At 53.0% G+C, this 21,338-nt stretch carries 21 protein-coding genes; 4 read left to right on the forward strand and 17 right to left on the reverse strand.

The genetic code is table 11. The features are described 5' to 3' along the window. Positions 1-233: 233 nt before the first annotated feature. The 5 genes from ctaF to K8V32_RS04675 form a co-directional block, all read right to left on the reverse strand. Positions 234-635 carry a cytochrome c oxidase subunit 4 gene (ctaF, locus tag K8V32_RS04655; protein ID WP_303903616.1) on the reverse strand — a complete coding sequence of 134 codons (402 nt, stop codon included), beginning with the start codon at positions 633-635 and terminating at the stop codon, positions 234-236. A gap of 3 nt (positions 636-638) precedes the next feature. Then, a complete protein-coding gene (gene ctaD / locus K8V32_RS04660) occupies positions 639-2,339 on the reverse strand; it encodes an aa3-type cytochrome oxidase subunit I (protein WP_303903618.1) in 1,701 nt (566 codons plus the stop codon). A 5-nt stretch (positions 2,340-2,344) separates the two neighbouring features. After that, on the reverse strand, positions 2,345-3,310 hold the full coding sequence (gene ctaC, locus K8V32_RS04665; RefSeq protein ID WP_524536683.1) for an aa3-type cytochrome oxidase subunit II: 966 nt from the start codon (positions 3,308-3,310) through the stop codon (positions 2,345-2,347). A 167-nt stretch (positions 3,311-3,477) separates the two neighbouring features. Further along, a complete protein-coding gene (locus K8V32_RS04670) occupies positions 3,478-3,867 on the reverse strand; it encodes a HesB/IscA family protein (RefSeq protein ID WP_303903621.1) in 390 nt (129 codons plus the stop codon). 63 nt (positions 3,868-3,930) lie between these two features. Beyond that, a complete protein-coding gene (locus tag K8V32_RS04675) occupies positions 3,931-5,355 on the reverse strand; it encodes a dipeptidase (protein ID WP_303903624.1) in 1,425 nt (474 codons plus the stop codon). Between the two features lie 90 nt (positions 5,356-5,445). Between K8V32_RS04675 and K8V32_RS04680 the strand changes: the two genes are divergently transcribed. Then, the gene (locus tag K8V32_RS04680; RefSeq protein WP_303903627.1) at positions 5,446-5,994 is read left to right on the forward strand and encodes a DUF3043 domain-containing protein; all 549 of its coding nucleotides are present in this window, start codon (positions 5,446-5,448) and stop codon (positions 5,992-5,994) included. Here K8V32_RS04680 and K8V32_RS04685 read toward each other — a convergent pair. Further along, positions 5,991-7,088, reverse strand: a complete 1,098-nt coding sequence (locus K8V32_RS04685) for a quinone-dependent dihydroorotate dehydrogenase (RefSeq protein ID WP_303903629.1) — start codon at positions 7,086-7,088, stop codon at positions 5,991-5,993. The genes K8V32_RS04680 and K8V32_RS04685 overlap by 4 nt on opposite strands. A gap of 73 nt (positions 7,089-7,161) precedes the next feature. Here K8V32_RS04685 and K8V32_RS04690 point away from each other — a divergent pair, with 73 nt between their 5' ends. Continuing rightward, positions 7,162-8,214 (forward strand): alpha/beta hydrolase, encoded by a 1,053-nt coding sequence (locus K8V32_RS04690; protein ID WP_303903632.1) that lies wholly within the window; start codon positions 7,162-7,164, stop codon positions 8,212-8,214. Here K8V32_RS04690 and K8V32_RS04695 read toward each other — a convergent pair. The 10 genes from K8V32_RS04695 to hrcA form a co-directional block, all read right to left on the reverse strand. After that, complete coding sequence (locus K8V32_RS04695) at positions 8,120-8,902, reverse strand: isoprenyl transferase (protein WP_524536684.1); 783 nt, start codon at positions 8,900-8,902, stop codon at positions 8,120-8,122. The genes K8V32_RS04690 and K8V32_RS04695 overlap by 95 nt on opposite strands. Before the next feature lie 18 nt (positions 8,903-8,920). Continuing rightward, positions 8,921-9,715: a DNA repair protein RecO gene (recO, locus tag K8V32_RS04700; protein ID WP_369681041.1), complete on the reverse strand. Its 795-nt coding sequence runs from the start codon at positions 9,713-9,715 to the stop codon at positions 8,921-8,923. Further along, the gene (gene leuA / locus K8V32_RS04705) at positions 9,696-11,423 is read right to left on the reverse strand and encodes a 2-isopropylmalate synthase (RefSeq protein WP_303903771.1); all 1,728 of its coding nucleotides are present in this window, start codon (positions 11,421-11,423) and stop codon (positions 9,696-9,698) included. The genes recO and leuA overlap by 20 nt, the downstream gene beginning before the upstream one ends. Positions 11,424-11,737: 314 nt before the next feature. Continuing rightward, entirely contained in the window at positions 11,738-12,688 is a 951-nt protein-coding gene (era, locus tag K8V32_RS04710; protein WP_303903635.1) for a GTPase Era, read from the reverse strand. Next, positions 12,685-13,959: a hemolysin family protein gene (locus K8V32_RS04715; RefSeq protein WP_303903638.1), complete on the reverse strand. Its 1,275-nt coding sequence runs from the start codon at positions 13,957-13,959 to the stop codon at positions 12,685-12,687. The genes era and K8V32_RS04715 overlap by 4 nt, the downstream gene beginning before the upstream one ends. A gap of 5 nt (positions 13,960-13,964) precedes the next feature. After that, a complete protein-coding gene (gene ybeY, locus K8V32_RS04720) occupies positions 13,965-14,441 on the reverse strand; it encodes an rRNA maturation RNase YbeY (protein ID WP_303903641.1) in 477 nt (158 codons plus the stop codon). Between the two features lie 6 nt (positions 14,442-14,447). After that, entirely contained in the window at positions 14,448-15,401 is a 954-nt protein-coding gene (locus tag K8V32_RS04725; RefSeq protein ID WP_369681040.1) for a PhoH family protein, read from the reverse strand. 171 nt (positions 15,402-15,572) lie between these two features. Then, complete coding sequence (locus K8V32_RS04730; RefSeq protein ID WP_303903644.1) at positions 15,573-16,322, reverse strand: 16S rRNA (uracil(1498)-N(3))-methyltransferase; 750 nt, start codon at positions 16,320-16,322, stop codon at positions 15,573-15,575. Beyond that, entirely contained in the window at positions 16,319-17,455 is a 1,137-nt protein-coding gene (gene dnaJ, locus K8V32_RS04735) for a molecular chaperone DnaJ (RefSeq protein WP_303903647.1), read from the reverse strand. Before dnaJ ends, K8V32_RS04730 begins: the two co-directional genes overlap by 4 nt. An 80-nt stretch (positions 17,456-17,535) precedes the next feature. Beyond that, entirely contained in the window at positions 17,536-18,546 is a 1,011-nt protein-coding gene (gene hrcA, locus K8V32_RS04740; protein ID WP_303903776.1) for a heat-inducible transcriptional repressor HrcA, read from the reverse strand. Positions 18,547-18,705: 159 nt separating this feature from the next. On the opposite strand from hrcA, the gene K8V32_RS04745 reads away from it, so the two are divergent. Beyond that, complete coding sequence (locus K8V32_RS04745; protein WP_303903650.1) at positions 18,706-19,554, forward strand: DUF3097 family protein; 849 nt, start codon at positions 18,706-18,708, stop codon at positions 19,552-19,554. Positions 19,555-19,677: 123 nt separating this feature from the next. Next, positions 19,678-20,067, forward strand: a complete 390-nt coding sequence (locus K8V32_RS04750) for a DUF4870 domain-containing protein (RefSeq protein ID WP_303903653.1) — start codon at positions 19,678-19,680, stop codon at positions 20,065-20,067. A gap of 12 nt (positions 20,068-20,079) precedes the next feature. Here K8V32_RS04750 and hemW read toward each other — a convergent pair whose 3' ends face one another. Then, the gene (hemW, locus tag K8V32_RS04755) at positions 20,080-21,336 is read right to left on the reverse strand and encodes a radical SAM family heme chaperone HemW (RefSeq protein ID WP_303903656.1); all 1,257 of its coding nucleotides are present in this window, start codon (positions 21,334-21,336) and stop codon (positions 20,080-20,082) included. Positions 21,337-21,338: the final 2 nt, after the last annotated feature.

A 21,338-nucleotide genomic window follows, 5' to 3' on the forward strand; every position in this document is an offset into this window, starting at 1 on the left:
GCCAAAAGAGCGATAAGAATCCGGCCACTTCATCACCGTGTTTTGCGGTGTATTTCTAAAACGTTGATCACCTAGTGATGGGTGGTTCGTATTGCTGTGTTAGATACGGCAATGGGCACCGTCTGTCCTGTGAACATCTTGGACTGATACTTAGAGGGTAAAGCAGGGTTAAAAAGTGGAGGGTCCCAGTCCTAAGACTGAGACCCTCCACTTATAGAGCTTGCCACTACACGTTAATGTTTGTGCTGTCCCCGTGAGAATTCAAATACCCAACCGGTTACAAAGAATAGTCCGGCACCGATACCGATGATGAAAATCCACCAGTCGATAGCTACACCAAGTACTATAATTGCGGCTGCCGCGCCGAGGCCCAATGGCCACCAGCTCCAAGGGGCGAAACGGCCGTAAGTTCCGGAGTATTCTTCAATCTCTCCGTCGTCTTTATCGTCGACACCCGTTTTGTATTCTTTTTCAACCAAACGCAAGTAGTAAGCAATCATGTACTGCATACCAGCTAGAGCGAACAGGGCGGGAATACCGACCCATTCGGTTCCACGGGTCCAAATTGTGTACACGATGGCTACTGCTAGGAAGAACGTTCCCAGAATTGCAAATAGCTGCTGGTTAATCTTCACTCGCTATGCACCTGCCTTAGTTGTCATATGTTCACGACGCTCTAAAGGAATCAGTTCTGGGTGGTGAAGGTCGAGTGCAGGACGTTCGGAACGGATTCGTGGCAGTGCGTGGAAGTTATGACGTGGTGGAGGGCAAGAGGTTGCCCATTCTAGCGAACCTCCGAAGCCCCATGGGTCATCAACAGTAATCTTCTTGCCGTAGCGCGCGGTGTAGTAGACGTTCCAGAGGAATGGAATCATCGAAGCACCCAGGAGCATAGACGATACTGTCGAGAACTGGTTCATGAGGGTGAAGCCGTCTTCGACCATGTAGTCTGCGTAACGACGTGGCATGCCCATGACGCCCAGCCAGTGCTGAACCAGGAAGGTGCCGTGGAAACCAAGGAAGAGCATCCAGAACTGGATCTTGCCCCAGGTTTCGTTGAGCATCTTACCGGTGAACTTTGGCCACCAGAAGTAGAAGCCGGCGAACATTGCGAAGACCACGGTACCGAAGACTACGTAGTGGAAGTGTGCAACTACGAAGTAGGTGTCAGACACCTGGAAGTCAAGCGGTGGAGAGGCCAGGATGATACCGGTAAGACCACCGAATAGGAAAGTAACCATAAATCCGAGAGTCCACAGCATGGGGTTTTCGAAGGTAATAGACCCTCGCCACATGGTTCCAATCCAGTTGACGAACTTCACGCCGGTAGGTACGGCGATGAGCATCGTCATCAGGGAGAAGAATGGTAGTAGCACTGAGCCGGTGACATACATGTGGTGTGCCCACACCGTCATGGACAGTGCTGCGATGGCTGCGGTTGCGAAGACCAGGGATTTGTAACCAAAGATTGGTTTTCGCGAGAACACCGGAATGATTTCAGAAACGATACCAAAAAACGGTAGCGCAATAACGTAAACCTCAGGGTGTCCGAAGAACCAGAACAGGTGCTGCCACAGGATGGCGCCGCCGTTTTCCGGATCGAAGATATGTCCGCCGAAACGACGATCTAGACCCAGCGCAAACAGTGCTGAAGCAAGTGGCGGGAAAGCCATCAGGATTAAGATACCGGTGATCAAGGTGTTCCAGGTGAAGATCGGCATACGCCACATCGTCATACCTGGTGCGCGCATCGAGATGATGGTCGTGATCAGGTTCACGCCACCAAGAATGGTTCCGAAACCTTGCAGGCCAAGTCCAAAGACCCAGATGTCCCCACCAATACCTGGTGAATACGTTGCATTCGACAGCGGAGCATATCCAAACCAACCGAATGATGCTGCACCCTGTGGGGTGAGGAATCCTGCCGTAGCGATGAGTGATCCGAACAGGAAGAACCAGTATGCCAGGGCGTTCAGGCGTGGGAATGCCACATCTGGTGCACCGATCTGAAGCGGCATAATGACGTTTGCGAAACCAATGAACAGTGGTGTCGCGAACATGAGTAGCATCAATGTGCCGTGCATAGTAAACAGCTGGTTGAACTGTTCTTTGGTCTGCAGGACCTGCATACCTGGTGAGAACAGTTCAGCACGGATAAGCAACGCCATAACGCCGGCGAGGCCAAAGAAAATGAATGAAGTCATCAGGTACAGGTACCCGATGGTCTTATGGTCGGTCGTGGTCAGCCAGTTGACGATAATGCGGCCTTTAGAGACCGGCACTACCTGAGGCCGCACACGTGACCGAGTGTCGTCTTGTGTGTATTCGTAAGTAGTCATTTACCTTACTCCTCGATCCGTTGTGGATCGCCCAGAGGTACCTCTTGATCGCGCTGACCATCAGGGTTCTCGTTCGGGTTACGGTTCAATTCCGCACCCGACAGCCCCTCTGGAAGCTGGCGGATTTCATTGAGGAATTCGGCTTCTTCAACGATCTCAACATTGAAGAGCATTTCAGAGTGGAATTCACCGCAAAGTTCGGCGCATTTACCTTGGAAGTGTCCAGTCTCACCCGGAGTGAGATACATGCGGTTGGTCTGTCCGGGAACCATATCGAGTTTCTGCAGGAAGGCAGGAACCCAGAATGAGTGGATAACGTCGCGTGATTTTAACTGGAACTCAACTGGTACATCGACGGGAAGGTATAGGGTTGGAAGGGTATCTTCTACGCCTTCCTCACCAGTTAACTGAGCTTGAACACCGTACAGGTGGCGTTCTTCTTTCTGGCCATCAGGCGTGGTGTATTCGTAGTCGAAGTCCCAAGCCCACTGTTTACCATGCACAGTAACCACCAGTGGAGAGTCTTCTACCGGCGTGTTAACAGTACGTTCAACGCGATCCGTGAAACCCCACAGAGTGAGAACCAAAATAATTGGAATCACGGTGAACATGGTTTCCATGGGGACGTTATATGCGAGTTGACGTGGATAACCTTTGTCGCCTTTACGGCGACGGTAAGCCACGATGACCCAGAGCATCAATGCCCAGGTGATGACACCAATCACAAGTGCGGCTACCCATGTTCCAACCCAGAGGTTGGTGAGTATCTCGTTGTGGTTGGTTGTCTCGTTAGATCCGGGATACCAGCCTCGTTTTGCATGTTCTGAACACGCGGTCAAGAACAGCAAAGCCGTAGCGCCAATGACTCCCCCCTTTAGGAGTCTCTTGCCGCGGCTGCCGGCTCGTTGTAGCAGTCTCACAGACGGCCCTTCCTCTTCTTTATCCAGTGCGAGTGTTTTGCCTTGTGTCATTAGCCTACTCTCACATCGCACTGAGAGTTATCCAGGCAAAACAACTTTTGCTGTGTCTAGCTTAGTGCTTTTTCTATCGGAAAGTTGGACCATGACAGCAAAACGGCGAGTCAACGTACTATGTGACGTCAACCCGCCGTTTTGCAGGAAATTACAGTTGAAGCATGTCAGTGGAACGAGTCTCCACAGGCGCACGAACCAGCGGCCTGAGGGTTGTCAATCGTGAAACCAACCTTAGTGATGGAGTCCTCAAAGTCAATAGAAGCCCCTGCCAAGTAAGGCACCGACATCTTGTCAACGATGACTTCAACGCCGTCATAGCTGTTTACAGCGTCGCCATCAAGCACACGTTCGTCAAAGTACAGCTGGTAGATCAGACCAGAACATCCACCCGGCTGTACAGCGATACGCAAGCGCAGATCCGGACGGCCTTCTTGTTCCAAGAGGTCGCGAACTTTGGCGGCAGCCACATCGGTCAGCACGATCTCGTGCGTTGGCAGTCCTTCAGCGGGAGCCGCTTGTGGCAGCTGGTCGGCAATATTATCTGTCTGGGACATCGTGTACTCCTCTGAGAATGTGGCACATGCGGTCAAATGATGCAACGTTATTGCCCGTTGTCTTTATTCCACATGGTCTAGGGCCATTCTGGCAAGCAATAGTATCTCTGCTTCAATCGCATGGCGTAATACAGACAAGTCTAATGATTCATTCGGCGAGTGTGCTTTCGTGTCTGGATCTTCTATGCCAGTCAATAAAATGCTTGCATTTGGAAATGCTTTGACCAGATCAGCCACGAACGGGATGGAACCACCCATGCCAGTCTCGATAGCCTCAGTCCCCCAGGCCTCAGTCAGGGCCTGCTTCATCATGACACTGGCTCGTGACGTTGCATCAACAACAAATGGCTTGCCTTGTTCACCTGGATACACGGACACGGTTGCACCAAAAGCTGCAGTGTTGTGAACATGAGCAGTAAGGCTATCCATAGCATGCTGTGGATCCATGCCTGGTCCAAGACGCATGGAGAATTTCGCACGAGCTGTATGAACGATAGTGTTCGAAGACTCAGCTATTGAAGTGGTGTCAATGCCGATGATATTTAGCGCCGATTTGTTCCATAGTCGGTCAGCAAGACCACCGGTGCCAGCCAGTTCTAATCCTTGAACTGCCCCAATTTGTTGCCGATATTCCTCTTCGTTATAAACCACTTCGGCCCAACGCGTCTGGTCTAACCCAGGTATGGCCACGTCGCCGTCAGCGGTGTGGAGATTGGCAATAATTCGCGCCAATGTGGTGTTGGCATCAAGCACTGGTCCCCCGAATAGCCCGGAATGTACAGGATGCTCCGTAACGGTAACTTCTATGACGCCGTCGACCAATCCGCGTAGCGAGGTCGTCAATGCGGGAATCTCGACCGACCAATTCGCGGAATCAGCAACGATGATGGTGTCGGCGGCAAGAAGTTGTTGATGCCGCTGCAAGAACTGAGCGAAAAACGGAGAGCCAACTTCTTCCTCACCTTCGATGAATACGGTCAGACCCAAACCGTGGTTGTCACCCAGTAAGTCCTGCAGGGCTCGAATAGCGGCGTGGTGGACGACGATGCCGGCTTTGTCGTCTGCGGTGCCTCGACCATACAGCCGACCAGATTTTTCGGTGGCCACCCAGGGATCCGTGTCCCAGGCATCACGGTCTCCGACGGGTTGCACGTCGTGGTGTGCATATAACAGGACGGTTGGCTTGTCAGCATGGGCAGGCGTACGGGCGATAACGGCCGGTCCGGATTGCTCGCCGTCGATATTTGTTTCGGTAAGTTGGTGTACTTGTTCGAAACCGAGGTCATTGAATAGTTCCGCCACGGCTGCTGCCGACGATTCCAATGGTGCTCTGTCGTAGCCATCAAAGGCTAGGGAACGGTGAGCCACCAGTTGGCTGAGGTCGGTGACGATGTCCGAAAAGTGCTGATCGACCCAGCTTTTGACTGCTGAGACGAATTCTTGACTCTGCGGATTGGGGGTATTGGCAGCTGATAGAGATGCGTTCATGGTCATTAGCGTAGTCGGGATGACAGTGCCATTGGAACACTTAGAATAGAGGCAACACATTCGTCCATGCTGAACAACAGAAGAGAAGAAATGACCGAAGAAGACCGGGGCACTGCAAAGTCTCAATCCGAAGGCAAGGGACGCCCCACACCAAAACGGCGCGACCAAGAGGCCGCGAATCGTCGTCCGTTAATCTCCGATAACCGTAAGGTAGCTCGCCAGCAACATCGCCAGGCTGTTGCCGAAGAACGTGCCAGAATGCGCCGTGCCTTGGATACGGGCGAAGAGAAATATTTGCCGCCACGCGATAAGGGCCCGCAGCGTCGGTTTGCACGTGATTACGTGGATGCGCGCTGGGGTCTGGGTGAATGGCTGATTATTGGTGTGCTGGTCTTTTTGGCATTGAGCTTTGTGCCAACTCCGACCATGCAGATGGCATCGACCATCGGCATGCTGGCCTTCGTGTTTTTGGTGATCTTTGAGGGTTTCTGGGTCGGTCACCAGGTGAAAAAGCGTTTGGAAGCAAAATTCGGCGAAATGGAACCGGGCACCCGGTGGTACGCTGCGATGCGATCCACCCAGATGCGTCGGATGCGTCTACCGAAGCCACAGGTCAAACGCGGCCAGTTTCCCGGTTAACGGTTTTCTAGTGCCGCGTTGATGCGCCCGACCCACAGTGGCCCTTCGTACAGGAAGGCGGTATAGCCTTGAACCAGGGTTGCACCGGCTTCGAGGCGATCGATGACATCCTGTCCCGTAGTGACACCACCCACGGAAATGATGCTTGCTGAAGTGCCATGCTTGGCCAACAGATCAAGGACTTCCATGGACCGGGCGGCGAGTGGCGCACCGGATACTCCCCCGGCGCCCAGCGCTTCTACTTCAGCTGGGTCGGCGGTCAAATCGTTGCGAGAAATCGTGGTGTTGGTGGCAATGATGCCATCCAAGCCAAGTTCTGACACCATATCTGCGACGGCAATAACGTCGTCGTCGACCAAATCGGGGGCGATTTTAACGGCGAGTGGGACATGACGACCGGTCACCGCATCTGCGGTTTTTGACACGGCAGCCAACAGTGGTGCTAATGACTCAATAGCTTGTAGCTGTCGCAACCCCGGAGTATTTGGGCTTGAGACATTCACGACCAGGTAGTCGGCATGACGTGCGAGCAGCTGGGTGGACACAAGATAATCGTCAATGGCGTCTTCCAGCTCCACGACTTTCGACTTGCCGATATTCACGCCTAGGATCGGACGGAACTGGCCAAATCGGCGCGTCAATATCTTGCGGGTTGTCGCCAACCGAGGTGCTATACGCTGGGCGCCATGATTGTTGAAGCCCATGCGGTTGATCAAGGCGCGATCCTCGGGTAGTCGGAAAAGTCTCGGCTGAGGGTTACCGGGCTGTTCTTGTCCGGTGATCGTGCCGACTTCAATGTGTCCGAAGCCTAGATCTGCCAGGGCGCTTGTACCAATGCCGGCTTTGTCGAAGCCCGCAGCGAGGCCAAAAGGTGATGGGAAGGTCAAGCCCATGGCTTGTGTCCGAAGGCTTTGCTTGGGGCTAAGCGCGGCGCGAAGCACTTTAGAGGCACCGGTTTTTTCTGCGACACGAATCGCACGGAAACCTAGCTCGTGTGCACGCTCGGCATCCATATCTGCAAAAACCGCATTAAAAAGGTGTGGGTAAAGCTTTGGAGATTGGCCGGCAAGGCGTGTAGCAAGTAGGTTGGTCATAGCTTGTAGTCAACCATATGGATCAATACCTTGTGCAACTGTGCACCGGGTTTGTCATGTTTGGGAGCCGCCAATGCACTACGGATTACTTGAGGATACACCCCCGGGCCAGTGGTTGCCTGACGTCTTAGAAGGGTTCTCGCGTCAAAGCATCCCTGTTCATGAGGAATCAGATCGCCCTGTGACCGCAACTCTGGTTCGTCATGACGATGTCGAGGGACTGCCGCTGCTTTACATTCACGGCTGGTCGGACTATTTTTACAACACCGAACTGGCCGACGCCGCAGCTCGCCACGGTCATCAGCTGTATGCCTTGGATCTTAGAAAATACGGGCGGTCATTGCGACCCAGGCAACAGCCTGGCTATATTGACCATTTAGCCGAATATGACCAGGAAATTAACGCGGCTTTGGATTTGATTGCCCACGAGCATCCGGGCGAGCAGCCAGCCATGATCGCGCATTCAACCGGTGGGTTGATTGCAGCACTGTGGGCGAATCGGTATCCCGGGCGCCTTCGAACCTTAGTGCTCAATGCCCCGTGGTTGACCCTCCAAGGCAATACCTGGTTGCGCGGATTTGCCAATACGGTGGCTGACCCTGTGTGGCGCAGTATGCCCGAGCGCAAGCTGTTATTGCCCAAGGTCGATTTTTTCTACCGGACGATATCGTCCAATGAGCACGGCGAATGGGTGTTACACCCATTATGGCGCCCCCGGTATTCCTTCGATATTCATGGCGGCTGGCTGTCAGCAATCCTTGAGGGTCATTCCAAAGTTCGCGCAGGACTAGCCATTGACGTCCCCGTCTTGGTTCTGGTGTCCACGAAGACCCATTTTGGCGCCAAATATTCTTTCAAGATGCAAACGGCCGACAGCGTCCTGGATGTTGAGGCTACTGCCAAGCGTGCAACGCATTTGGGCAATACGGTGATGATCCATAAAATTCCGGATGCCATTCACGATGTTTACGCCTCGGCGCGTCCGGTACGTGACCACGCCTTTGCTACTACGTTTGAGTGGTTAAATTATTTCACCGGGAACCAGATGGAGCGTCAATCGCTCCCCCGTAACGACGGTCTCGGGAGGCGTACGTCTCAACCGCATCCCACAGGGTTTTCCGATTAACATCGGGCCACAGCACATCCAGAAAGACGAGTTCAGCATAGGCCGATTGCCACAATAAAAAGTTGGACAGCCGCTGCTCCCCAGAGGTCCTCAGGAATAAGTCGACATCCGGCACATCTGGATGGAGCAAGTGTTGGGCAACTGTCTTTTCGTTAATCGAGCGGGCACTGAGCTTGCCTTTGGCTGCTTTTTCAGCAATAGTTTTGACCGCGTCGGTGATTTCTGCCCGTCCACCGTAATTAACACACATCACCAGCGTTGTACGATCGTTGTCTTTGGTAAGTTCTTCAGCAACCTGTAGCTCGTTGATCACCGACTTCCACAACCGTGGTTTACGACCGTTCCAGCGCACTCTGACCCCCCAGGAGTTCAATGTGTCACGTTGACGCCGCAGAACATCTCGTGAAAACCCCATCAAAAAGGCAACTTCATCTGGTGATCGCTTCCAGTTTTCTGTAGAAAACGCATAGACCGAAACGTATTTGATGCCCATTTCGACGGCTCCGGCCATTACATCGAGTAACGCTTGTTCTCCAGCTCGGTGCCCTTCGGTTCGAGGTAAGCCTCGCTGGTTCGCCCATCGACCGTTGCCATCCATCACAATCCCTACGTGTTGTGGAATGAATTTCGGGTCAATTTTTGGCATGACAAAACCATCAGGGTGGGGCGCTGGGTTCTGATAACGCATTGGTGGCTCCTGTGGTGGCTAGCCCTGTTCCATCACCGATAGTGACTGCAGAGTTTTCTCTAGATGGTACTGCAAATATTGTGCTACGAAACTGGTGGCCTGTCGGGTTTGTGCCGGTTCTGCTTGCGAAACAACGTTCCAATCCCCCGCCAGTAATGCGGCCAGCAGGGCTACCACGTCATCTGTGGCATAGGGTGTCTGCGGTGGCGCACAGTCATCACACACGACACCTCCTAGAGGGACCGACAGCCAGTTGTGGCGACCTTCAACACCGCATCTACTACATTCATCAAACGTTGGGGCCCATCCCGCGATGGCAAGTGCACGTAAGAGGTACGAGGTGAGTAACATGATTGGTGATGCGCTTCGTCGAGCCAAAGCGGCGATCGCACCATGTAACAGCCGATATTGTTGGGATGCGTCGGTAGTGTCTTCATCTCGTGTGAGTTGTTCAGCGGTTTCTACCATCGCAGAGGCTGCCCCGAAACTGTCATAGTCACCGGTGAGCATCATCCCATAGGGGTGAATGGTCTCCGTTTGGACGATCATGTGCATACTGCGTCGAGGCACGAGCTGCAATCTCGTGTGCATAAATGGCTCCAACGTCGACCCAAATTTCGACGTCGTACGGCGCACACCTTTAGCAACGGCTCGAATCTGACCGTGATCGGCAGTCAAAATGACAATGATCCGGTCCGCTTCGGCCAATTTATAAGTGCGTAATACAATCCCGTGGGTCCGGTAGCTTTGCGAAATGTAGGTACCGGATCCACGAGATCGTTTCCTAGGCGTTTTATTCAGCGGTTTGTTCAGCTTTCACATCACGCATGTACCGATTGACCGCAGAGGTGACTGCCTGCAGTGAGGCGGTCGAGGTGTTGTGGTCCAATCCGATACCCCACAGAATGCGATCACCGATGGCCGCCTCAACGTAGGCGGCGGCCATGGCTTCGCCGCCTTCGGTCAGGGCGTGTTCGGTGTAGTCGAGGACCCGAACGTCGACGCCGGCCTGATGGAACATTTTCACCAGCGCAGAAATCGGCCCGTTGCCGGTGGCATTACGGGTGACGACTTCGCCGTCGCGTTCCATTTTGACTTCCATCGAGAAGTCACCATCTTCAGTTGTGGAAGAAGTTGAGGACACAAGATGATAGTGGCCCCAGCGTTCTTGTGGATCGTCAGTTGGCAAATATTCGTTGGCGAAGACTCCCCACAGGGTTTCAGAAGAAATTTCCCCACCGTGGGTATCGGTGTAGTCCTTGATGACAGCTGAGAATTCAACCTGGGCACGACGTGGCAGGTCCAAGTTATATTCAGACTTCAGCATGTAGGCGACCCCGCCTTTACCCGACTGCGAATTCACCCGGATAACTGCTTCATAAGTGCGACCAATGTCTTCTGGGTCAACCGGCAGATATGGGACACCCCAGTCGATGTCTTCGGTTGTAACGCCAGATGCTTCTGCACGGGCTTCCATATCTTCGAAGCCTTTTTTGATGGCGTCCTGGTGCGACCCGGAGAACGCGGTGAAGACCAGTTCGCCGGCCCATGGCGAACGCTCATGCACTTTCATCTGAGTCGAGTATTCATAGATTTCTTGGATCTTGTTCATGTTGGAGAAATCAATTTCTGGATCAATCCCCTGGGTATACAGGTTCATTCCGAGTGTGACAAGATCAACGTTACCGGTACGCTCTCCGTTACCGAACAGGCAACCTTCGATTCGATCGGCACCAGCCATGTAACCAAGTTCAGCAGCAGCCACACCGGAACCACGGTCATTATGCGGGTGCAGTGACAGGATGATCGCGTCGCGATTCTCGATGTTGCGGTGCATCCATTCGATCTGGTCGGCATACCGGTTCGGAGTCGACATTTCGACGGTGGCAGGCAGGTTGAGAATCATCTGGCGGTCGGTGGATGCTTCCAGAACTTCGGCAACTTTATTAGATATTTCAGCGGCAAATTCTAATTCGGTGCCGGTAAAGGATTCTGGTGAGTACTGGTAGGTAATCTCTGTATCGTTGAGCTGTTCTTCGTATTTGCGACACAGCATGGCACCTCGCGTGGCGATGTCGACGATGCCATTTTTGTCTTCGCGGAAGACTACGCGTCGTTGTAAGACAGAAGTGGAGTTGTACAGGTGCACGATAGCCCGTGGAGCGCCTTCTAACGCTTCATAGGTGCGTTCAATAAGGTGTTCCCGGGACTGCGTGAGCACTTGGATGTGTACATCTTCAGGAATGCGGTCTTCTTCAATCAACTGACGCACGAAATCGTAATCGGTTTGTGAGGCAGAGGGGAATCCAACTTCGATTTCTTTATATCCCATACCGACCAGCAGTTCAAACATCCGCATTTTACGCTCCGGATCCATGGGGTTGACCAGGGCCTGATTTCCATCCCGCAAATCGACTGCGCACCAGCGAGGAGCTTTCGTGATGACTTTATCTGGCCAGGTACGATCCGGCAGGTTTACGGCAATTTGTTGTTCGAAAGGGACGTATTTCTTAAAGTTCATTCCCGATGGTTGCTGAAAATTCCGCAAAGTCTTTCCTCATTCTTTGAAACTGCCTGGTCCTGTGACGAGTTTAGTGGACCAATGATGACAAACCGGTGTGTGAGCATTCATGTCTCACCGGTGGCAGGTCGTGTGTTTCGCTCCGCAACGGGGTCGACGCTACCTGGTGGCGTTCAAAGCGTGTGCTTGAAGAACCTAGGCCCCGCTACGGCACGGTAGCAGTAGACCTAGTAGAGCACCAAGAAGCCCACGGTGAAGACCGTGCTGTGGGGTGCTCTGAACACAATGCATGTGGCTAGCCTAGCACCGGGCCCTTAGAATCCCAAACGATTCATATGTTTAGGATTGCGTTGCCATTCTTTAGCAACTTTAACAACGAGGTCCAGATATACCCGTGTGCCAAGGAGTTTTTGAATGTTCTTACGCGCGCGCTGTCTGATAGCCCGTAGCTGTTGGCCACCTTTGCCGATGATAATACCTTTTTGACTATCCCGTTCCACGTAGATCGCAGCGTATATGTCCGTGATGGGCTGGTCTTCAGGTTCGTCCTCGCGGAGACCCATTTCGGTCACGACAACCGCCAGGGAATGTGGCAGTTCATCAAAGACATCTTCTAAAGCTGCTTCTCGAATAAGTTCGGCAACCATAATGTCGTCGGGCTCATCAGTGACTTCGCCGTCGGGATACAACGCCGGTGATTTCGGCAGGTACTTGGTCAGGACTTCAACTACCGTATCAACTTGGACATCTCCTTGGACCGAGACCGGAACGATTTCTGTGAATCCTTCACCGGTATCGGGCGTCAAGATGTCTTCACCAAGCTGTTGGACGGCGATCAGCTGGTCGGCCAGCACTCCCCTGGTGACCGTGTCGATTTTCGTGACCAAGGCAATGATCGGTGTCTTGTGCAGTTTTGCTAGCTGTTCGGCAATGAAACGATCCCCGGGACCAATTTTTTCATTGGCCGGGATGCACATGGCCACGGCGTCCATTCCCGCAAGAGTTTCTGCAACAAGTTCGTTGAGACGCTCCCCTAGCAGAGTTCGTGGTCGATGAAGACCCGGTGTATCGACCAAGATTAGCTGATGATCGTCGCCAGATACGATCCCACGGATGACCCGTCGGGTGGTCTGAGGTTTTGATGAGGTGATGGCGACTTTTGAGCCAACCATTGCGTTGGTTAACGTAGATTTTCCAACATTGGGTCGACCGACAAGGCTGACAAATCCGGAACGAAAGTGTTCGGGATACTCGGTTGGCATCATGCTGTGGTCTCCTCGGAGGATGAATGTACGGTGACTTTAATCGTATCGACTCGATTGCGTTTGCCCACAAGTGAGGCAACAGTCAGCGTGAGATTTTCAATTTCCGCGACAGAGCCTTCAACCGGAATTTTACCTAAACTCTTGGCCAGCAAACCGCCCACGGTGTCAACGTCTTCGTCATCGTCTAAGAATAAGTGGAACGCTTCCGAGAAGTCGGTCACCGACATAGCAGCATTCACCAGGAATTCGCCGTTGGGTTGTGGGATAACGTCAGCGATTTCTACGTCATCGTATTCATCCGAAATATCTCCAACGAGTTCCTCAATAAGATCTTCCAGTGTGACCAGTCCTGCGGTGCCACCGTACTCATCGACGACAATAGCCGCGTGAATGGCTTCACGTTGGAGCTCTTGCAAAAGATCCCAAACAGATTTAGATTCGGGAACAACACGAATCTCGCGTGCCAAGACATTGACTTGCTCCTGTGGGGATAACCTTCTGGTGTGCGTGGCACGTACGACGTCTTTGAGAAAGACGATACCGAGGACGTCGTCAGGACTTTCGCCAATCAGGGGGATGCGGGAGAAGCCGGAATCGATGAAGATTTCTGTAGCGTCAGCCAGCGTGGTGCCTGATTCAAGCCACACGACATCGGTACGCGGTACCATGATGGCACGCACTAGAGTGTCATCCATTTCGAATACAGATTGAATCATTTCTGCTTCGTCATCTTCTAATACATCGGCTTTTGATGCGCGTGAGACGTATTCGCGGAAGTGTTTTTCTTCCAGATCGGTTTCGTCATTTTCCTCGTCATTTTCGGTGTCGGTGTCCGTGATGAACAGCCGCGGGATCGGACCCAGGATGACGGTCAACAGACGAACTAGCCATGCGGTGCCTTGTGCTGAGACCTCGTAGTGTTTCGCACCGATTTTGCGTGGACTTCGGAAGGCAGCTAATAACGTCAAGACTCCCATGACCAGGATGCCGCCGGCAGCTGAAAGCCACACGTTATTGACGAAGTAGTCAATAAACACCGTCATGAGAACTGCAGAACTTGCCAGAAAAACGCTGCTCCAGAACCGGACGGCCAGCTGATGTTCGGGTAGCCGATCGAGCACCTGCAATATGGGGTTGCCTGGCCGTTTGGCTACGACCGTTTCTGCTTCTCGGTATGAGATGTAGTCAAACGCCGATTCGGCGAGGTTTAACACCCAGGTTAAGATGACACTGGCGAGAAAAAATATCGCCATGATGATAGGTACGGTCACAGCGTTTATGCTTCCTCATCCTGAAGCTCTGGCGGCGCGTAACCAAGAAATTCTTGGAGAAGTCGGTTTTGCAAGCCGAACATTTCGTCTTTTTCTTCGGGATCGTGGTGATCGTAGCCTAGCAGGTGAAGTAACCCGTGGGTTACGAGCAAGGCCACCTCGTCAGCCACATTGTGGCCACCGCGTGCGGCATGTTCTGTAGCTACTTCCGGGCTGATGACTATATCGCCGAGCAACCCTTGGGCCGGTTGCTGTTGAGTGCCAGGGCGCAGCTCATCCATTGGAAAACTCATGACGTCAGTGGGGCCATCTAGACCCATCCAGTCTTGGTGCAATTGAGCCATGGCGTCGTTATCAACAAATACCACTGCCAGTTCAGATGCCGGATGGATGTGGAGGTTGTTATACAGGTGTTTGCCTAACATCATGACCCGTTGAATATCGATGTCGAAAGCAGTTTCATTCAGTACTTCTATTGCCATGTTCCTTTACCGATTTCGATTCCGACCGGACCGTTGTGGACGTGAAGGTTCGGGTTGATAGCGATCGTAGGCATCGACAATCTTTGAAACCAGATCGTGGCGAACCACATCTGAAGATTTCAGTTCAATGATGGAGATGTCATCAATGCCCTGTAGGAAATCTACAGCTTGAGCCAGTCCCGAGTCAGTTCCGCGGGGCAGATCGATCTGGGAAGCATCCCCGGTAATGACCATATGCGAGTTGAAACCCAGCCTGGTGAGGAACATTTTCATTTGTTCTGCTGAAGTGTTCTGGGCTTCATCTAGGATTATGAACGCGTCATTCAAGGTACGTCCACGCATATAGGCCAATGGTGCTACTTCGATGGTGCCGACTTCAATCAGGTGCGGGATGGAGTCTGGTTCGACCATTTCATGCAACGCATCGTACAGCGGCCGAAGATACGGGTCGATTTTCTCACTGAGTGTACCGGGCAAAAAACCCAAGGATTCGCCGGCTTCTACTGCGGGCCGGGTGAGAATAATTCGATTGACTTGCCGAGTATGCAACGCTTGAACGGCTTTGGCCATGGCTAAATACGTCTTTCCAGTACCCGCCGGGCCGATGCCAAACACCACGGTGTTGGTGTTGATAGCGTTGACATATGCTTTTTGGTTTTCAGTCTTCGGACGGATCTTCTTACCCTGTGCTGAGACAATCAGCTCGGCAGGCATGTTCATGGCTGTGTTATCGTGATAGGCGCGAATTCCTGCAATGGTTGTCTCAATGATTTCGGGGTCTACTGTCGTGCCTGCACCGGCGACAGATTGAAGATCATGAACAATCTTGATAGCTTGGGCCACATCTTCGGCGGGGCCTGTGATGTCGAGCTGCTGGTCTCGTACCAGTAGTTTCAGATCTGGATACACGCCGTCGAGGACCCGAAGCAACATGTCTTGTGGACCAAATGTTTGCACCATGTCGGCAGGAGTGGTGAATGTGATGGTCGTGCGCCTTGTCTGATCGGGCTGAGTGTGTTCTGTCAGGTCGACTCCATTACTCGTTTGTGCTGTGGTATCCAGTCTATGTGGTCAGCTAGGGCCTGGTCTATCTTTGTATAAGATCCGTAAGGTTTTACAAGCTGCTTTAGTTCACCAACGTTTCAAGAGTTGGTTTAGCAGGGTAATGGCTACCGGTCCGGCCGTCGATGAACGAAGGACGTTGTGGCCAATTTTTACTGCGGTACCACCAGCTTGTTCAATAGCAGCCAGTTCCTGTGGTGCCACCCCGCCTTCGGGGCCTACCACGATGTGAAGCGTCTGGACACCTGATGTCAGAGCAACTGCGTGGTCGATCTCCGTAGTGCCATCTTCGTGTAGTACGACAATATGGTGACCGTTTTCAGGATCATGCAGTCTAGCGACCTCTGTGGTGATCATAGGGTCTTTGAGGTCGGGGATGATGGCGCGACGCGACTGCTGAGCAGCTGCCTGAAGTTTCGAGCGCCATTTCCCGAGGATTTTTTCAGCTCGCTCTGCACGAATACGTACTATTGATCGCTGGGCTTGCCACGGTGTCACGGCGTCAACGCCCAATTCGGTGGCCATCTGGGCAGCCAGAAGGTCCCGGTCAGCTTTGGCTAAGGCTTGCACCAAATTGATGCGCACCCGTGGCTGCGACTGAATACTGACCTGAGTTACCCGAATCTGCGTGCTTTGAGGATCAGCAGTTTGGATGACCCCTTCGGCCAGAGTCCCAGCGCCGTCGGATACTAGCACCGGGTCTTTGGCTTGCAGTCGTTGTGAACGAATCGCATGACCAGATGCCGCCCTATCAAGACTGATGAGATCATCGATACGGCTCCCGGTGGCTTGGGGACTATAAAACAGTGGATGTGTCACGATTCATCATGTGAGAACATATTGTCGATCCCGGATTTCAGACGGGAAAAGAAGCCTCGAGACTCCATCTGTCCATGGGCAATATCTTCGGCACGAAGCTCGGCCAGCCGGGTGAGTAACTCACGCTGTTCATCATTCAATTTTGTCGGCGTCGAGACGTTGAGAGTGATCTTCATATCACCTCGGCCGCTGCCCTGAAGTCGCGAGGCACCCAGATTCCGCAACGTAACTACGTGTCCGGTTTGGGTTCCAGGTTCTACGGTGAAGGCTTGTTCGCCGTCGAAAGTGTCAATCTTGATTTCCGTACCTAGGGCAGCAGCAGTCATCGGGACGGTCATTGTCGCATGCAGGTTGTCGCCCTGGCGGGTAAATACTTCGTGCTCACGGACTCGAATTTCAAGGTAGAGATCGCCGTTAGGTCCACCTGCAACCCCAGCTTCACCTCGTCCGGCCAGTTGGATTCGCGTGCCGTCACGAACACCGGCTGGAATTTTGACGGTGAAGGATATCCGCTCGCGTACGCGGCCCTGGCCAGAACACTGCCCACATGGGTCGGTGATGACATCGCCGTAACCTCGACAGGTGGGGCAGGTTTCTGTGGTCATCATCCGTCCCAGGATTGAATCCACTGGACGCGAGATCTGTCCGGCGCCACGACATGTGGTACACGTTTCTGGATGCGTACCAGGTTCCATCGCAGAACCGTCACACCGCTCACAGCGGACTGCCGTTTCAACCTCAATGGTTTTTTCGGTACCGAAGACTGCTTCTTCAAGATCAATATGTGTCGCAATCAGAGCATCTTGACCACGACGTGCGCGGGATGCGGGGCCAGCACCTGCTCCCCCGCCAAAAAAGGTTTCGAAGATGTCGGAGAAGCCGCCAAAACCGCCGCCGCCGAAACCACCTGCACGTCGACCATCTTCGTGACCGGTGGCGTCATAATTCTGCCGTTTTTCAGCGTTTGATAACACTTCAAAGGCGTGCGTGACAGCCTTGAATTGCTCTGCGGCTTCTTCGGACGGGTTATGATCCGGGTGCAGTTCGCGGGCCTTTTTGCGGTAGGCCTTTTTGATTTCTTGTTCTGTGGCGTTACGGTCAACACCCAGGATCTGGTAATAATCTTGTGCCACTTGTTGGTCGTATTCCTTTCAGTTCAAGCATCGGGAGCTTGAAACCGTGTTCTGGTCAGAGTCTATTATCCGGTCATGAGCTAACTAGACAAAATCCTCGACAGGTACCGAGCGATCGCTCGCACAGCCGACATCGTCGAGGGATAGTCCATGCGGGTGGGTCCGACGACGCCAATTTTTGCCGCATCACCAGGTCCGTAGCCTGCCGCTACAACCGAGGTGTCACCCAACGAACCGAAGTTTTCGTCACCAATCCGTACCGATAAGCCGTGCACGTCGTTTTCCATTTCGGTCAACAGCTTCAACAGCACAACCTGTTCTTCCAGAGCTTCAAGAATGGGACCAATCGAATGGCTAAAGTCCTGCGGAGAACGGGCAAGGTTGGCAGTTCCCGCCATCAAGATGCGATCCCGGTGTCCTGCTTCGGCCAACAACTCCACAGCGTTGCCAAGGGCGCAAACCAGTTGCTGGTGTTCTTGTGGAACTGCAGCTTGTACATCAGTCAACGCCTGCGAAAGGTTATACGGGCTCACGTTATCCAGATATTTCATAAAGACCTGAGCCAACACATCCAAGGTCGGCTGATCCACGACTTCATTGAGGTAGACAACCCTCTGATCGACCCGTCCTGTGGAAAGAATCAGCACAGCTAACATGCGGTCTTCAGATAACAACACGAACTCAACGCGTCGAATGACTGAAGAATCCATGTGAGGGTACTGAATGACGGCGACCTGGCGGGTCAGTTGCGATAGAACCTGCACCGTGGCGGCCATCATGTCATCGATGCCATCGGAGTTGTCGAGCAACCTTTGGACTGCACGCTTCTCGGCAATCGAAAGTGGTCGAACCTCGGAGATCCGATCGACAAAGTATCGATAGCCTTTATCGGTTGGGATACGACCTGAGGACGTGTGTGGAGCTGCGATGAGCCCTTCATCCTCGAGCTCAGCCATATCATTTCGAACCGTCGCTGAAGAGACCCCGAGGTTATGTCGCTCCACTAAAGCTTTTGAACCGACAGGCTCCCGGGAGGCCACGTAGTCTTCCACAATGGCTTGTAGAACTTTCATTCGACGTGGTTGATCAATCATTTACCCTCCCCAAAAACTTAGCACTGTCGATAGCATAGTGCTAATGTTAGCTGGATTTTTTCGATGGTGGCAGCACACAACGGAGGTTCTTCGCTGTTGACTGATCAAGCTTTGATAGCCTCGGAGAGCCAACACCAAAGAAAGCGATACACAATCATGAACTGGAACCAGTGGGGACCAACGCAGATGACCCGCAGAGACCAGCGCTCAGCACCGAAACAAGTCGCCGCGGCACGCGGTCTGGTTGTTGAAGATGCCGCATCGGGTTTCACCGGGGCGGTGGTGAGGGTAGAGAAATCCGGTGGCGTACATTTAGTCGTTCTAGAAGGCCGCAAGGGTGTGACGCGATCCTTCCCGTTAGGACTAGGTTTTCTGATCGATGGCACCGCGGTCAATCTTGTAGTGCCGACCCAACAACAACCATCACGTCCCACTCGCACCGCATCTGGTTCCCGTGCCGTAGCACCACGACGCGCAGCAGTAGCCAAAGCTTCCAGAATTTGGGTGGAAGGGATTCATGATGCTGAACTGGTAGAGAAAATCTGGGGCGATGACCTTCGCGTCGAAGGCATCGTCGTAGAACCATTGCACGGTATTGATGATCTAGCGGGAGCAGTAAAACAGTTCCAGCCCGGCCCAAAACGACGGCTAGCAGTGTTATTAGACCATTTGGTGGATGGATCAAAAGAACAGCGGATTGCCCAAGAGGCCATGAAAGCCTCGGGCGCCAAAGACAATGTGTTAATCGTGGGCCACCCGTATGTTGATATCTGGCAAGCGGTCAAACCAGAAGTCATTGGTATTCATACATGGCCAAAAATCCCCCGCAATGAAGACTGGAAAACCGGTATGCTTGCTCGGTTAGGTTTACCCCACCAAACACCTGCTGATATCGGGCTGGGCTGGAAAAAGATTTTGTCTCGAGTCAGTAACTTTAAAGACCTCGAAGCCGACCTGCTGGGCCGTGTGGAACACATGATCGATTTCGTTACCGTCCACGATTAGCAGAATTCTGCGTGCACAGTGTTGTTCTGCCCGTGCGCAGGGTGAAACAGCATTAGACTGTTGTTAACTCGTCACCTCTATCGCATAAATATCAGCTAAACCCCAACGTAAAGGATACCCGCCGTGTCACAAACCCCTGGCACCTCAGGTTATGGCCGTAATACCACCTCGCGTGGTCCACTTACACCATCTGAAGACCGGCAATGGGCAACTGTTGCTCATTTCGGGGCGTTCTTGGGCTTTGTGCCATCGTTGGTGATATTTGTTGTGTTCCGTTCTCGTGGCCCGTTTTGCGAACAAGAATCCAAAGAAGCCCTTAACTTCACACTCCCCTTGACGATCGTTGCTCTGGCCACGAATATCCTGGCGTTCCTCCCCGTCATGGGCGCTATTTTTGGGGTGGTCGCGGTGTTGCTGTGGCTGTTCATGACCATTTCGGGCGTCATCGCAGGCATCGAGGTCAATAAGGGTCGACCGTACCGCTACCCTTTCAACCTGCGGATCATCCGCTAGTCAACTCAGATCCTAGAACCCAGCAAGCCGTCGGGTAATCGCGTCATCGAGCAAGCGCCCCTTAAGGGTCGGCACAATTCTGCCGTCTTCGAGTGCTGCTGACTCGATCAAACCCTGATCTGCTAGCCGTCGGGTTTCGGCTAGTGCCGCCTGTGCTTCAGATTCGGACTGTGATGTCAGCACCGATAATTCGAGACCTTCGGAAAGCCTCACACCTAGCATGATTTGCTCTAGCAGTCGTGCTTCAGCGTCGGGAATTTCGCGACCGATTGCTGGCGAAATATTATCCAGAACACGCGAGGCATAAGCCGCTGGGTGCTTAGCATTCCACCAACGCACACCGGCTATATGTGAATGCGCGCCGGGACCTATCCCCCACCAGTTTTGATCTCGCCAGTAGGCAAGGTTGTGTTGGGACTGATGAATGCCTTGTTCCTGCGGATCATAAGCCCAGTTAGATATTTCATACCAACGGTATCCGGCTGTGGTTAGACGCTCTTCTGTGACAAGATATTTGTCTGCTTGATCATCTGGATCAGTGTTCGGGTAAACACCGCGTCGAATTTGGGCTGCAAGTTTGGTGCCTTCTTCGACAATGAGCCCATAGGCAGACACGTGGTCCGGGCGTACGGCCAGGACGGCGTCAAGCGACTGGTGCCAATCGGTAATAGACTCCCCTGGTGTGCCAAAAATTAGATCCAGCGACAAGTCCAGGTTGGCATCGCGTATCCATTTTGCGGCCGCGTAGACATTATCTGGGTTGTGGGTACGTTCCAAGACTTGAAGTACATGGGATACCGAAGACTGCATCCCCATTGAAATCCTGTTGAAGCCACCCTCAGCGAGTGTCTGCACAGCTTGCTCGGACAACGAATCAGGATTCGCTTCTGTAGTGATCTCAGCCCCTGGTTTGATGCCAAAGAGTTCTCTAGCACGCTGAAGAATTCGATTGAGATCTTGGGCCGCCAGCAATGTGGGGGTTCCACCACCGTAAAAGACCGAATGCAGCGGCTTGGCGTCTATCCCAGATTGTTCGAGGGTGTCGGCTGCGAATTCCAGTTCCTTTATCGCGGTGTCAGCGTAGCTTTCGTGCGAGGCGCCGGGGCCCAGATCAGGTGAAATATAGGTATTGAAATCGCAGTAACCGCATCGGCTGACACAGAACGGAACATGCACGTACAGCGAAAAAGTCCGATCTGCGTCATTAGCCGCCGGTACAACGAACTCTGGGAGCACACCGGTCGTTGGGGGAATCTCGGTTTGGCTCAAGG

The organism is Enteractinococcus helveticum (genome assembly GCF_020742345.1).
GTDB classification, from domain to species: Bacteria; Actinomycetota; Actinomycetes; order Actinomycetales; family Micrococcaceae; genus Yaniella; species Yaniella helvetica_A.

Coding starts and splice junctions, on each gene's coding strand:
- ybeY (WP_303903641.1), bottom strand. CDS start 14,441: ATGGCAATAGAAGTACTGAATGAAACTGCTTTCGACATCGATATTCAA.
- era (WP_303903635.1), bottom strand. CDS start 12,688: ATGATGCCAACCGAGTATCCCGAACACTTTCGTTCCGGATTTGTCAGC.
- K8V32_RS04680 (WP_303903627.1), top strand. CDS start 5,446: ATGACCGAAGAAGACCGGGGCACTGCAAAGTCTCAATCCGAAGGCAAG.
- ctaD (WP_303903618.1), bottom strand. CDS start 2,339: ATGACTACTTACGAATACACACAAGACGACACTCGGTCACGTGTGCGG.
- K8V32_RS04725 (WP_369681040.1), bottom strand. CDS start 15,401: ATGGTGCAAACATTTGGTCCACAAGACATGTTGCTTCGGGTCCTCGAC.
- K8V32_RS04670 (WP_303903621.1), bottom strand. CDS start 3,867: ATGTCCCAGACAGATAATATTGCCGACCAGCTGCCACAAGCGGCTCCC.
- K8V32_RS04685 (WP_303903629.1), bottom strand. CDS start 7,088: ATGACCAACCTACTTGCTACACGCCTTGCCGGCCAATCTCCAAAGCTT.
- leuA (WP_303903771.1), bottom strand. CDS start 11,423: ATGAACTTTAAGAAATACGTCCCTTTCGAACAACAAATTGCCGTAAAC.
- K8V32_RS04695 (WP_524536684.1), bottom strand. CDS start 8,902: ATGCGTTATCAGAACCCAGCGCCCCACCCTGATGGTTTTGTCATGCCA.
- K8V32_RS04690 (WP_303903632.1), top strand. CDS start 7,162: ATGCACTACGGATTACTTGAGGATACACCCCCGGGCCAGTGGTTGCCT.
- K8V32_RS04745 (WP_303903650.1), top strand. CDS start 18,706: ATGAACTGGAACCAGTGGGGACCAACGCAGATGACCCGCAGAGACCAG.
- K8V32_RS04675 (WP_303903624.1), bottom strand. CDS start 5,355: ATGAACGCATCTCTATCAGCTGCCAATACCCCCAATCCGCAGAGTCAA.
- ctaC (WP_524536683.1), bottom strand. CDS start 3,310: ATGACACAAGGCAAAACACTCGCACTGGATAAAGAAGAGGAAGGGCCG.